Source organism: Planktothrix tepida PCC 9214 (genome assembly GCF_900009145.1).
In the GTDB taxonomy this organism is placed as follows: Bacteria; Cyanobacteriota; Cyanobacteriia; order Cyanobacteriales; family Microcoleaceae; genus Planktothrix; species Planktothrix tepida.
In genome coordinates this window covers 249,406-263,928 of record NZ_LN889764.1, presented here as the reverse complement: position 1 = coordinate 263,928, position 14,523 = coordinate 249,406, and the positions used below count along the sequence as shown (strand labels likewise).

The 14,523-nt window shown below is 37.8% G+C and carries 10 protein-coding genes; 2 read left to right on the top strand and 8 right to left on the bottom strand.

Features of this window, described 5'->3' with window-relative positions; translation table 11 throughout:
* Positions 1-310: 310 nt before the first annotated feature.
* From PL9214_RS02410 to coaE, 4 genes are all read right to left on the bottom strand, one after another.
* Positions 311-811, bottom strand: coding sequence for an ureidoglycolate lyase (locus PL9214_RS02410; RefSeq protein WP_072717243.1), 501 nt, complete (start codon positions 809-811; stop codon positions 311-313).
* A gap of 46 nt (positions 812-857) precedes the next feature.
* Positions 858-1,208 carry a photosystem II reaction center protein Psb28 gene (gene psb28, locus PL9214_RS02405; protein WP_072717242.1) on the bottom strand — a complete coding sequence of 117 codons (351 nt, stop codon included), beginning with the start codon at positions 1,206-1,208 and terminating at the stop codon, positions 858-860.
* A 136-nt stretch (positions 1,209-1,344) separates the two neighbouring features.
* Entirely contained in the window at positions 1,345-1,974 is a 630-nt protein-coding gene (locus tag PL9214_RS02400) for an adenylate/guanylate cyclase domain-containing protein (RefSeq protein WP_072717241.1), read from the bottom strand.
* A gap of 113 nt (positions 1,975-2,087) precedes the next feature.
* Positions 2,088-2,723: a dephospho-CoA kinase gene (gene coaE / locus PL9214_RS02395; protein WP_072717240.1), complete on the bottom strand. Its 636-nt coding sequence runs from the start codon at positions 2,721-2,723 to the stop codon at positions 2,088-2,090.
* 128 nt (positions 2,724-2,851) lie between these two features.
* Here coaE and PL9214_RS02390 point away from each other — a divergent pair, with 128 nt between their 5' ends.
* Positions 2,852-8,323 (top strand): CHAT domain-containing protein, encoded by a 5,472-nt coding sequence (locus tag PL9214_RS02390; RefSeq protein WP_072717239.1) that lies wholly within the window; start codon positions 2,852-2,854, stop codon positions 8,321-8,323.
* On the opposite strand, the gene PL9214_RS02385 is transcribed toward PL9214_RS02390, so the two are convergent.
* Entirely contained in the window at positions 8,303-8,569 is a 267-nt protein-coding gene (locus tag PL9214_RS02385; RefSeq protein WP_072717238.1) for a hypothetical protein, read from the bottom strand. The two genes, PL9214_RS02390 and PL9214_RS02385, sit on opposite strands and share 21 nt — an antisense overlap.
* A 281-nt stretch (positions 8,570-8,850) precedes the next feature.
* Here PL9214_RS02385 and PL9214_RS02380 point away from each other — a divergent pair, with 281 nt between their 5' ends.
* The gene (locus tag PL9214_RS02380; RefSeq protein ID WP_222425194.1) at positions 8,851-9,213 is read left to right on the top strand and encodes a QcrA and Rieske domain-containing protein; all 363 of its coding nucleotides are present in this window, start codon (positions 8,851-8,853) and stop codon (positions 9,211-9,213) included.
* Positions 9,214-9,457: 244 nt separating this feature from the next.
* On the opposite strand, the gene PL9214_RS02375 is transcribed toward PL9214_RS02380, so the two are convergent.
* Genes PL9214_RS02375 through PL9214_RS02365 form a run of 3 tightly spaced genes read right to left on the bottom strand, consistent with a single transcriptional unit; the run spans position 9,458 to position 14,502 of the window.
* Positions 9,458-10,408, bottom strand: a complete 951-nt coding sequence (locus PL9214_RS02375; RefSeq protein ID WP_072717236.1) for a class I SAM-dependent methyltransferase — start codon at positions 10,406-10,408, stop codon at positions 9,458-9,460.
* A 50-nt stretch (positions 10,409-10,458) separates the two neighbouring features.
* Entirely contained in the window at positions 10,459-12,036 is a 1,578-nt protein-coding gene (locus PL9214_RS02370; protein ID WP_072717235.1) for an S-layer homology domain-containing protein, read from the bottom strand.
* A 12-nt stretch (positions 12,037-12,048) separates the two neighbouring features.
* Entirely contained in the window at positions 12,049-14,502 is a 2,454-nt protein-coding gene (locus PL9214_RS02365; protein ID WP_072717234.1) for a Calx-beta domain-containing protein, read from the bottom strand.
* Positions 14,503-14,523: the final 21 nt, after the last annotated feature.

The following is a 14,523-nucleotide window of genomic DNA, read 5'->3' as shown; positions in this document are numbered from 1 at the left end:
GTCCTAAGTTCTTAAACCATAGGTTGATTTGATCCGGTAAACTTAAGAATAGGAAATCCTAAGTTTAGTTTGATGGGAGGATGAACAATGGATGAAATGGCAACAGCTAATTTAATTGCTCAAGTTATTACAGTTATTGGTTCTTTGGGATTTTTCTTCGTGACGTTTCAAGCGTTGAAACAATTGGAGAAATAGGACAGGGGCAATGGGCAATGGGCAATTACGAATTACGAATTACGAATTACGAATAGGGAATGGGGAAGAAAACTTTTATTTTCTGTCTTTTCTATTACCCATTGCCTATTGCCTATTACTTACTCTCTACAATTTCAAATTCTAAGTAATGACTTTTAGCAAAACTGTGGGTAAAGTGATCAACAAGATTAGTATCGATTAATTCTAAGTTATAAAAATCAACTGTTTCATGGGTAAAATACGGCCCTGCGTGCCACGTTCCGACTTCTAATTTAATAAAACAATTGCCTGGAATATGAAACGCGACTAAATCCTTTAAGGAGGGTTGATCATGTTTAGAGGGAGGACAAACAGCCATAAACCAATCTTTTCCTTCTAATGATCCTAAACATTGAGTACATTGACTGTGGCGAGTAATGTGATGAAATTTTAAACCTTTTTGTTGAACCCGCATAATATAAAAACGAGGGATACCGTTGTTTAAATTGAGTTGGGCATCCTCCTCGTTATATAATTTATCATCAGCCGAGGCTGAAATGACTTGTCCATAGGGTTTAAATTGTTCAGGAGTAATCCATTCAGCAGATAACTGTTGAATTTTGATTAATTCGCGCATTTGAACCTCAGCTTTTAAGAATTGAATATCAATGAATCAGTTTCTTTTAAGTAGACTGAAATTGAAATTCATTTTCATCTGCATAACGGTGTAAAAACCGCATGACTCGTTCAAATACTTCCTCTGAGTCTACTTCAAAGGTACATTCAACTTTAGATAGATCCTCATTCTCAGCAAAAAAGAATTTAACGCCACTGGGGGTGACTTTAATTTGTCCTTCTTCATCCCGAAGCCACAAATTCGTGATTTGCTTGCGATAGGCTCTTAATCGTTCTATGGCTTGAAGGTGCTCAAATACCAAGACAACGATTTTGGTCTGGGAATGTTTGAGTTTCCGCAAACTAATCCCACTAATTTCTTCATCTAATCCATCAATAAATTGTACAGAGGTTGTCATAGCATTTTCCCTCTAGTATTTTATTCTAGCTTATCTGGTTTTTCCGAAAAGCTCAATTCACTGAAAAAAAACTTATTGAATCAAGCATGATTTGAGCGGATTTGACCTATTTTGATAAGCAATTCCGCCTGTTAATTTACAATTGATAAATAATTTTAAAGGCTTGTGATGTACCAGGGATACTGGTTGAGAGGAGTTCGAGTTGAAGATCCGAACGTTTTTTGATTTGTTCAGTAACGGCTACGGTGGCTAAAATTTCCCAAGCTTTTCCGATATCTTCTCCCAATTTACTCGCCGCATTAACTTCAGCCCCGAAAATATCAGCATCGCCAATTTTTAAGATTCTCCCATAGCCTAATCCAATGGATAATAGAATTTTTTCTTCATCGGTTTTATCTTGATTATAAGCTTGGGCTGCTTTTTGCATAGTGATCGCACAATCTATGGCTTTATTAACCCAGCGAAAAATAATCATTAAACTATCTCCTTCAGATTTGATTAAAATTCCATTATGTTCATCAATACAAGGAACAAATAATCGTTCAGACTCATAAATGAGTTGTAAAAAGTGAATGATTCCAAATTTTTCAACCCCTCGTGAAAACCCGCATAAATCCGTAAACATGATTGCCCAAACTTCTCCAAATAAATCCCAGATCTGAGCATCAATTTTTTCGGTATCAGCATCAGGGTTTAAACGTTCCTTGATTAATTTTTCCAATCGAATTTGAGAAGCACTGGTATGAATTTGATTAATATACATCATTAGCTATTTATGCCTAGAGATAGAAGCATGAAGGAAGGTGAGGAGACTCACTGTTTATCCCTAACCTTACTGATGTTTATTTTACCCCCTATTTTCTGATTTTGACTACTTCATTAACCTTGGAGTGCTGCATCTACTTGTTTAAAAAGTTCCTCTGGAGTTGAAGAATTATATAAAATTACGTCCGCCTGCTGACACTTTTCTTCTAATGACATTTGACTTTGAATTCGAGCTTGAGCTTCTTCAAAAGTTAAAATTCGATTAGAAATCATTTTTTCTCGTTGGATCAACCGAGAATATTGTTGTTCGGGAGGAGAATAAACCACCCAAATTTCAGTCACTAAATCCGTCATTTTGGATTCAAATAATAACGGAATGACTAACACTCCATCCGCATATTGGGGGGTGTTCCTATCAGGATTTTGGAGAATTTTCGCGTTTAATTGTTGAATATTGTTAACAAAACAATGGCGAACAAAGGGATGAATCTGTTGTTCTACCCAGGTTCTTGCTGATGAGTCTGAAAAAATCAGACTGGCTAATCGTTGGCGGTTTAAGTTACCATCAAAAAGTAAAATATCGTTCCCATAACGCTGAATAATTGACTGGAGAATGGGTGAACCGGGTTTCACTGCTTCCCTAGCATATAAATCCGCATCCCAAATGGGGAGTTGGTAAGTGTTAGCAAGATAGTTGGATACAGTCGTTTTACCAGTTCCTATCCCTCCGGTCAGACCAATTAAACGCATACTTTGGTTTTTCAATCTATAATATTATTAATGCCGTTTTAATCAGAATAATCCATTTGGGTAGCTTCTGTCGAGATATTAGTCGTAGATTTCCGGTTGGTAATTGTTCGTTAAAGGCATAAACCCCTATGCAGCCTGGACGTTTTTTCAAGTTAGTTTTAATCTCCCTTCCGTTGACAGGATTATGGACGATTGGGATGAATGGAGTTTGGGAAATATTCAGGGGGAATCAGAAAGTTATTTTTTCCCTAAATAGAGTTTTAGCACAATCTATTATTCCTGAAGCGAATAGTACCAATACCCTAACCAATTCGGTGGGAAATCGTGTTGATATTACCGGAGGTCAAGCTTCAGGAGATGGGGGAAATTTATTTCATAGTTTTACTCAATTTAACGTTCCCCAAGGTCAAACAGCCAATTTTGTTTCTAATCCTTCAATTCAAAATATTCTCAGCCGTGTAGTAGGAGGACAACCTTCATTAATTGAAGGGTTAATTCAAGTCACCGGAGGCAATTCTAATCTCTTCATTTTAAATCCAGCCGGAATCATTTTTGGAGCGGGAGCTCGTTTAGATGTTCCTGCTGCATTTACTGCTACAACTGCTACAGGAATTGGATTTAATTCAGGGTTTTTTAATGCTGTAGATTCTAATAATTATAACGCCCTTTCGGGTGAACCGAATACCTTTCTTTTTTCCACCTCCAATCCGGGTAATATTATTAATGCGGGAGAACTCACCGTTTCCTCTGGACAAACCTTAAGGTTAGTTGGAGGAAATGTGATTAATACCGGAACCCTAAACGCACCGGGAGGACAAATCACAATTGCAGCGATTGAAGGAAATAACTTAGTTAGAATTAGTCAAGAGGGCTATTTACTCAATTTAGAAATTGCAGCCGTTACCCCCACTTCTGAGACCGAACAATCTGTTATTAATCCTCTTTCATTACCCGAATTATTAACAGGAACAGGAGAAAATAATCAAGCTTCTATTGTGAATATTTTACCGGATGGAACCGTAAAACTCACTGCTTCGAGTGCTAATTTACCTCCCAAAGGAGGGATGGCTTTAATTTCAGGTTTTTTGAATACCAGAAATACCAGTTTAGATTCATCATCCTCAACGCTTCCCCAAATCAATATTATTGGCAATGATATTCAATTATCGAACGCAGAAATTGATGCTTCTGCTGCCAATGGAGGGGGAACCATTAGAATTGGGAGTGACTATCAAGGAAATGGTTTTTTTCCTACGGCTTCGCGTACCTTCATTAATGATCAATCCACAATTATAGCGGATGCCTTGACCAATGGAAATGGGGGACGAGTAAGCATTGGTTCCCATGATTTAACTCGATTTTTGGGAAATATTAGTACCCAAGGATCTTCCAACTCCCAAACGAGTCAAGGATTAGGAGGGTCTGCTACTATTTTTAGTCAAAATAATCTTAATATAGCTGGAAATATCAACCTCAAAGGAAGCGATGGAAAGCCAGGTAATTTAGTGATTAATGCAGCAGAAATTAATATTGGGAATAAGGATCAAAGCAATGCTAATCTTACCCTATCTGATCAAACCCTAGAAGATTTCGCCACCACAGCAAATGTGATTATAGAAGCTAAAAATAATATTACTATTGCGAATCTAGCCGATAATGAATTAAGGTTTCCAGCCACCACAGGAAGCTTAACTTTTACCGCCGATGCAGATCAATCAGGGAGTGGTGGATTTACCATGAATTCGGGGGATACCCTCCGCACATCCGGTGCTGCTATTGCGATTACAGGTGTTAATTTAGTCACCGGAGATATAATCACTCAAGGGGGAAATTTAGACCTAACTGCAACAAATAATGGGGGAATTCGGACAGAAAATTTATCCACTTCTAACCTAGGAAATGGTGGAAATTTAACCATTAAAAGTGATCGGGATATTGTCACCGATAAGATTTCCACTTTTTCTAATAGAAATGGAAGCGGGGGGACAGTTAATTTAAGTACATTAAACCGAATTCAAACCAATAATATTAATACCTCTGGTCAAGTTCAAGCTGGAGATATTACCCTCAGCAGTTTACAAGGAGATATTATTTTAGAGGGAGATTCCTATAGTATTGATGCTACTTCTAGTCAGGGTTCAGGAGGGAATATTTTGGTGAATACTTCTCGGACTTTGACCACGAATTTAATTGATACTAGAGGTCAGGAAACCGGAGGAAATATTATCTTAAATGCAGAGTTAGCGACGGAAATTCAAGGACTGCGTACCGGGACATTTAATGGTTTAGAAAATGCGACTGGTAATATCGAAATTACCAGTGATGAAATTAATTTCACAGGGGGTCAAAACTCAATTCAAGGCAAAGGTCAAATTTTGTTACAACCTGCAACTAATGCTCAAGATATTGAAATCGCAGGTCAAAATAATAATGCAGAACTCACATTAAATTTATCTTCTAGTGATTTAAACAGTTTAGAAAATGGGTTTACAGAAATTATTATTGGAGGAGCTCAAAGCAAGGGTACAATTTTTATTGCTGGGAATATTTCATTTCAAGATCCCGTTGTCATCCAATCTCCTCAAGGCGGAATTGCCAGTGGAACGCCATTGCGTGAACAGTTTTATACGCTTACAGGATTAGATGATGCCAGTTTAAAGCTATTTGCCTCAGATAATATTACCTTGGGAACCCTGAACACCAACGGCCAGAACATTTTAATTACCAGTCAATTGGGAACTATTTCTACCCAAAAGTTATCCACAGGGAATTCTGCCTCTGCTACAATTCAATTAACAGGAACAGAAATTAATTTATTAGGAGGATTAAATTCTATTCAGGGTTTAGGAACACTGCTTTTACAACCGAGTCGTAACACACAAGCCATAACGTTAGCGGGGTCGGAACAGTCTTCTAGCTTTGATATTAGTAGCCGAGATTTAGAAACTTTTGCCGACGGATTTAGTTCCATTAAAATCGGTCGTACAGATAGTATCAGTACCCTAACTTTAGCGGGAAATTCTACTATTTCTGATCCGCTCAATTTACAAGCACAATCTATTTTAGGAACAGGTCGTCTCACTGGTATTGATAACGCTTCTCTGACTTTATCCGCCGGATCTGATATTTTAATTGGGGATATGAGTACCCAAGGAGGAACGATTCAACTCAGTAGTTCCCAAGGAAATATTCGGACTGGCGCATTACAATTAGTTTCTGGAAATCCCGGAATTGGAGATATTAATTTATCAGCAGCCGGAAATATTGAAACCGGAGAAATTCGGGTTAATTCTGTGGAAAAAATTACAGGGAATAGTAACCTTTCCCTTAATGGTCAAGATATTAATTTAATCAGTCGCAATGGAACCATTAGAGTCAATAGTGAGATTAATAATTCATCTTTACAGGGTGATGCAGTCGCTATCGAATTGTTTGCACCCGGAGCAATTATAACCGGAAATATTACTGCCTATCGGGGGATTAATCTCACCAGTTCTCAAGGTCAAATTATCACGGGAAATCTACAAACCTTGCAAGGAATAGAAAAAAGTCAAGGAATTAGTTTAACAGGATATAGGGGTATTAAAACGGATAATATTAATACTACAACGCCTTCGGGAATGAGTAGTAATATTACTCTTAATAGTTTCACGGGGAGTGTACAGTCAGGAGACTTAAATACCGTCGGAATTACGCGGGGGGGGACTATTACTGTTGTTGCAGGCGATCGTATTAATACCGGAAAAATTGATGCGAGTTCTCCCGAAGGAAGCAGTGGAAATATCGGCTTAAATGCGTCCCAAGATATTGATGTTATTTCTATTCGGGGGGAAGGAAAAACCCAAGGTGGTGATATTGGAATTGCCACTCATGGCTTATTTAGAGTAACAGGAACCTTTAATAGTCGCAATCAAATGAATGCCAGTATTTCCAGTGTAGGCGGAGAAGAAGGGGGATCTATTGTTATTCAACAAGGTGGCAATTATTGTAGCACTTCTGAATGTAGTAATATTCCCTTTACCGTCGGAAATGCAACTTTAAATGGAACCACTGGAGCGATTACCGATGGTAATTTAGTTACCATTTTACCTCAGACTAATACTAACTCTAATTCTACGGGAACAACCGGATCAACACAAGCGGTTGTTAATCAAATTAATTCCGAATTACAAGTTAATAATCAAGAGAACCCAACTCCACCTATAACCCCTCAAACAGATGGAAGTACAACCCCAGTTTTAACAAATTCTACATCGGATTCTTCCTTAAATTCTACCTCGGAACCATCATCCAAACCGCAAGAAATCTCAGAAAACCCAATTATTCCTTTAAATACTCCCACCATTCCCACGGATCAAATTAGTTCAGGCTCTGTGATTTCCTCTTTAGCTCAAATTGATACGTTTCGAGGGATTGAATTTTCTAATTATTTAGGTTCAAACTTAAAAAATCCTCCCGTTACAGATCAAAGTATTCGTAAAACTTTAAATGAAATTTATAAATTAACAAACTCTAAATCTGCTATTGTATATGTATCGGCTCAATCTGATCAGTTAGAATTAAGGTTGATTTTACCTGAAGGACAACCGATTTTTAAAAGTATCCCTGTTTCCAGACAAACCGTATTAGAAACCGCAAGAGCTTTTTCTAATCAAATTCGCTCTCCCGAAAATTTAGAGGATACCCGTTATAAAGAAAATGGTAAACAATTATATGATTGGTTAATAGAACCTCTGGAAAGCCAATTAGAAGCCGAAGGAATTAATACCCTTGTTTTTTCAATGGATACAGGATTAAGAACTCTACCATTAGCAGCATTATATAATGGTAAACAGTTTCTTGTAGAACGCTATAGTTTAGGGCTTATTCCGAGTTTAAGTTTAACTGATACGCGCTATGTTAATATTAAAAATTCAAAAGTTTTAGCGATGGGAGCTTCTATTTTTCCCAATTCTGATCAACAACCTCTCCCGGCGGTTCCCCTGGAATTGAACTTAATTGTTCATCAAAATATTTGGCAAGGACTTTCCTTTTTAAATGATAAATTTACAATTGATAATCTCACATCCCAACGCAATCAACATCAATTTTCAATTGTTCACTTAGCAACACACGGAGAATTTCAAACGGGAGGGTCTGATCAATCTTATATTCAATTTTGGGATCAAAAATTACGCTTAACTGAACTCAGAAAGTTGAAATTACATCAACCTCCCGTTGAATTATTAGTTTTGAGTGCTTGTACAACGGCTGTGGGGGATGAAAAAGCAGAATTAGGCTTTGCGGGGTTAGCGGTTCAAGCCGGGGTTAAATCAGCTTTAGCGAGTTTATGGTATGTCAGTGATGCGGGGACATTAGGGTTAATGAATACCTTTTATGAAGCCTTATCAACGAGTCCGATTAAAGCAGAAGCATTGCGACAATCTCAACTCGCAATGTTACAAGGAAAAGTCCGTTTACAACAGGGTTATTTAATCGATGAAACTGGAACAAAAACCGCTAAAATTCCCCTTCCTCCAGAAATTGCCTCTCGTGGAAATGTTAATTTATCTCATCCTTTTTATTGGGCAGGTTTTACGTTAATTGGTAGTCCTTGGTAAGATTAAACAATTTTCAATATAATCTTTAATAGACAGTCTCATTGAGATGATATAGGAAGCGATCGCAAACGATGCACCCCAAAAATAGGCATGGGATAATAATTGATAATTGGGGTTATTTTCGATAAACCCTTTGGGAATCACTCTTTCCTCAATAAACTCATCAAGAATATGACAACCTAGGGGAATTTGTTGTAACGCTTGAATGGTAATCGTGCGTATATGATCTTGGGCTTTTAATAACACTTTTCGTTTTCCTAAACCCGTTTCTAATCAGGTTAAAAATTGATACATTAATGACAGGAAGTCACGGGGAAATTTGATATTGGGTTGAGAGTTTGTTGGCAACGTTTTTTAACCATTGGGCTTAATTTTATGTACCTTTTTTGCTGAAGGTTTCGGCTTGATTTTCCATCACCATTATTTTATAATTGAGAAAGCTAAAAAATCGCTAAAATTTCACCTTTATGGATAGACGAACTTTTTTAAATTGGGTCGGGGTTGGATGCCTAGCAAGTTCTTTCCCTGTGGTACTTGCAACTTTTTCTCTAAAAGATCAGCAACCTGCTAATGCGGCTGACTATAAGCAACTTGCTACAGTCTCCCAATTAAAAAGTAGTGGCAAAATCTTGATCAAGTCAGGAGTCCCTACCCCTGTGTTGCTGGTGCTTCCTAATCCTCAAAATGCCACTAATGTGATCGCAGTTAATCCCACCTGTACACATCAAGGCTGTACTGTGGACTGGAATTCCAGTCAATCTAGCTTTGTTTGTCCTTGCCACAATTCTCGTTTTGATCAAGGTGGAGACGTGGTGCGAGGCCCTGCCACTGCACCCCTGAACACCTATGATGTTAAGATTGACGGCGATCTGATTTTGGTGGCCGTTTAATCCCCATAACTTTGTAGCTAAGGTTTGGGTAAAAACTTGAGACACAAAGCTTTTTGTATTCTCATTAATCAAATCAATAAAATCCCCTTAATATTCATCATACAATTGCGCTAACGTTTTCATAATCTTCAACTTCTTTGCAAATACTAATTAACCGTAGCAAATAATCCCAGAGAAACCGGGTTTCTTTTTAAGATTAATTCAATCAAATCAAGATAGTTTTAGAAACCCGGTTTCTACGGACTTAAGGTTTCATCGCAATAATGGTGCGATGGCGGGGGTCACTAGGAACCGTTATTTTATAATCAAACCCAACCTCTTGTAAGGTTTTTTCCACATCAAAAGTGTAATATTCATCACTCCAGGGTTCGGTACTTTTCATCAGAATAAATAACGCGGGAGGTAAATTTTGAATCACTTCAGATTTCGGATTATTATCCACAATAGCTAAACAACCCCCTGGACGTACAATTCTGAACGCTTCCTGAAAAATATCTCGACTGGGTTTATTGGGAAGTTCATGTAACAAAAATTGCAGGGTAACAACATCAAAACTATTATCAGGAAAACTCGTATTTTCAGCGAGTTCCTGTCTCCATTCGGCGATTTCTCCCTGGGTATCTCGAACTTTTGCCACCGCTAACATATAGGGTGATAAATCTAACCCTACTGTTCTAATAGGATGACCATATTTTTGAACTAAATAGCGATGTAATGGGAGAGTTGACATCCCCACAGAACAACCAATATCTAATACATTCTCCACGCTTTCAGGACAATATTGTCCTAAGATTTCATGGAAGCTAGACCGTAACCGATGTTCTGCGGTTTCCCAGGTAATTTGCTCTTTCGGCCAAACTCGCAACCCCATTGCTTTTGTTGCAGGTTCAGCTTCAAAGGCGGCTAACCAACAGAGATTTCCTTCATCATAAGCATGAAAGGGAACTTGATAATAATCGGGATATTGAATATTAGGATTAGTAACACTTTCTAACAGTTCCTTCGCGCCTGCTTTGTCTAATTCTTGGCAAGTTTTTCGCCACTGAACTCCATTTTTTTCTGCCGTTTTAATTAACACTTGTCTCGCTTGAAGCTTCATTAAGTTATAAAGCGGTTTAGTTTGAATTAAAATGTTAACAATTTGAGACAGAAAATCTTCTCCTGCCCAGTCTGGTTTTAGTTTGGCATTAATCATGGTTTGAAAATGAATGATATATAGCAAGTCTTAAGCTATCATAAAATGTTTCATGAAGATCCTTCAGTGTATCCTGTCTTTTTCAACCATTGGCGAAGTTGAGGAAAAAATTGATTTCTGTCAGGGTTTTGATACAGTTCTTCAATCGTTTTCCAACCTGCATTGACGTCGCCTAATAAATACTGTTGGGCTAAATAAGCGGCTACCACTGCTTTTAAATCTTGTTTCAGACGACGACGTTTATTGATTTCTTGCAATAAAATAGCATTATGTTCTTTGATAAACTCCTTATATTGTTGAGTTACATCTTGAAATTCTCCAAACTGATATCGAAAAATCTGTAACGGGAGTAGTTCTGGAGTATAAGCTTGAAATTGTTGGCTAAATCGTTGATCATAATGAATCAAAATCGGGGTTTCTAGGTTCTCTGTATTCAGTCGATAGGACGTTAAACCCCATTTTTGTTGCACATCTCTATATTCTTTTTTTATGGGGCTATATCGATAAATAACCGAAGAGTAACTTTTACGATTGTTATCCTCATCAATTAATAAATCTACTAAAATTTCAGGTTCTTTATCGTTATCTAAATCTAACACTTTAAAATCAAGGACTCTCCCGGTTTTAACGGTTTTAACCCCTGGTGCTGCTAAAGTTGCCATTGTCACAACATCTTCAGAGACTAAATCTCCTTTTCTAGTAATTTTAATTTGCATTAACTGAATTGTAGTATCGGAATCTGCTAATAATTCAGCTTTAATATCCCCTAATTTTGCAGTTTTTTGTACCTTTAAATCCTTAATTTCGGGATAGGATTCCGGTCTGGATTCAATGGGAGGGGTTGTTTGGGGTTGCATTGTAACCGCAGGGGTTGATGGTTTGGGTTTGGGTTCTGACTGGGCTTGGGAAGGTTCAGAAATTGCTACTCTAGCAATATATTGAGTGGGAACTAAAGCTTGTTTTTGATCTGCGGAAATGGCTTGACAAACGAAAGTCGCAACTTCAGCACGAGTCGCAGGTTTATTGGGGTTTAATCGTCGAACATTGGGATAATTAACGACTAACCAATTTTCTGTTGCTGTTGCGATCGCTTTTTTTGCATATTCAGGAATATCTGACCCATCCTCAAATATTTTGGTTAATTGTTGAGAGGAAACTTGACTCGGTTTATAATCTAAACCATTGACTAAAGCAACTAAGGCTTGCACTCTAGGGATATTTAATAAAGGATTAAAAACACTTCCTAAATATCCTGACATAAACCCTCTTTGATTAACATCTTGGATGGCTTTATAAGCCCAATAATCCGTAGGAACATCCACAAAATCGATAGCTTTTTCAATTTTAGGAATTTTAGGAAAAGCTTGACTGATAATCGCTGCAAATTCGGCTCGATTTACGGGTTCATCGGGACGAAAAGTATCATCTTCATAATAGCCTTTAACAATATTTTTTTGAGCTAATTCTTCAATACAGTTTTGCGCCCAATGACCTTTTATATCCTCAAAGGTTTTAGGATTTTGGGCTAAAACAGGATAAACTAAGGGTAAAGATTTATGAGTTAAGATGACTCCTAAAAGAACAACAATAAATAATTTAAGCTGGGGAAGGTAAAATTTTCTGTTCATATTACTCCTAATTTAAACAAATTGATAAACAGCACCGACACTCGCCAAGGTTGTATCCAAACCCGGAACACCTACCAATATAAGATTACCAACACTGGTGACAGATGCTCCAAAATTCAAGTCTGTATCGGAATTATCCGTAACGGGACTTAAATAAGTTTGAAGTAAATTTCCGGTTCTTAATTCATAGCGGAATGTTCCTCCTAAATTCGCTAATCCATAACCTGGGGAACCGATTAAAACATCATTTCCGATTAAGGATAAGGCTTGACCAAATTGATTATTATCCTCGATTTTAGGAGCTTTATAGGTTTGTAAAATCGCTCCGGTAATACCATCCAATAAAAACGCTGTTCCGGTATTGATTCCTCCTGAATCATCTCCAGGCGCACCGATTAAAATATCTCGACCAATTCCCGACCAAGCGACGGAATAACCAAAATTATCTAACCCTGGATTAGGATTTCTAAAGGTTTGTAAAAGTTGTCCGGTAACACTATCAAAAATATAAGCTTCACCGGGTTGCTGACCTCCTCCTGGTGTTAAACTAGCAGGTGCACCAATTAATATTCTATCTCCACCCACCGCAGCAACAGAAGCTCCAAAAAAGTCATTCGGTTGAGGGTTGGGATTGAAAAAAGTTTGTAATAATTGACCTGTATTTCCATCCAATAAATAAACTGTCCCTCCTCCGGGGACTAATGTGGAATCATTGGGCGCACCGACTATAATATTATTACCGATAATAGCAACGGAATAGCCAAATAAATCAAAGACATCTGGGGTAGGATTATTGAGGACTAAATAGGGCGTTCCTGTGGTGGTACTAAAGGCATAAACTGCCCCTGAATTGGGTGCTAAACTATTATCTTGAGGCGCACCAATAATAACATTATCACCTAAAATTGTAGTAACGGATTCACCAAAAAATGAATTCCCAGCGCTGGGGGAAGGGTTACGAAAGGTTAATGTGGGTTGTTGAGTAGTCAGATCAAATAAATAAGCAATTCCTTGATTGTTAGTTTGACCCGGTGCACCGACTACCGCAAAATTATTACTAACTCTGGATAAAGCAAAACCAAATTCAGCAGAGGTTTCAGGAATTGGATTGATTAAAGTTCCTACAGAAGCAGGGGGAATTTCATCATCAATAATGTTTAAAAGAGCTTGATTGGGGGTTCCGAGTTGAGCAAAATTTGTGGGATTTTCTAATGTTAAACGAACATTGGCTGCATAATTAGGAACATTATTATTAACAATGGGAATAGTAACAATTTTAGGAGTATTATCTCCATTCCCAAACTTCACAACAACAGGATTTGTATTAATTTGATTATCAGGGGGCGTTAAGGGGGTACGAACCGGAACAACGGTGACGCTAATTTCCCCATCATTTCCGCTATTTCTAACAACAGTAACGGGATTGATCGCTGTCCCATTTTCATTAACCGCAAATTCATCTGAACTAAATTCTACAACTCCAGGAATAATAAAGTTAGATCGATTAATTTGATCGGGTTTAATCCCTTGTAATACAGCAACAATTCCTCCCGATTTAGCTTCTAAAATAGTGCTATTTTCAGTTCTAGGGTCGGGTTTAGGGGTTAAATTTTCAAATCCCAAATCCCCCGTTAAAAAAATAATATCTTCTCCGGGTTTATAATCTACAATTATTTCCGATGATTCCGGGTTACTGCCTAATTGACTACTATCTATAACAAAAATATCTTTGCCATCTCCACCCATTAAAGTATCAATTCCTTCATCTCCTGATAAACGATCATCTCCCCCATCTCCGGTCAATTGATCATTCCCTTGACCCCCAAATAAAGTATCATTTTCTGTTCCCCCCGATAGCTGATCATCTCCGGTATTTCCTTTGACTAAATCATTTCCCGCATCCCCTCGAACCTGATCATTTCCATTCCCTCCAGAAACGGTATCATCCCCATCTCCTGGGCCGATAAAATCATTACCGTCATTGCCTTCAACAATATCATTTTCTATCCCCGATCTTAATTCATCATCGCCTTGACCTCCGAATATTAAATCCTTGCCTTCATTCTCTCGAATTTGATCATTCCCTGACCCCGCATAAATGGTATCATCTCCTTCAACACCTGCTAATTGAGAAGGGTTATCTGGATTTACAAACCCAACAAATTGATCATTTCCATCTTCTCCAAATAGGAGATCATTGCCAAGATTTCCTAAAATTTTATCGTTTCCTTGCCCCCCAAAAAGGGTATCATTTCCCCCTTCCCCAAACAGGATATCATTATCTAAATTGCCATAAATTCGTTCAGGATCAGATGACCCTCGAACCGTATCATCTCCTCCTAATAAAAAAGCACCTAATGGAAATACTGCTAATTCTCCAGGGAAGAATCTCACATCTTCGGGGGTATTATCTCCGACTAAGCGAAGTTGACCTGTGGTGGGATCGGTTTCAGGTTTTAGCACCATGATGTCATTGGGTGAACTGAA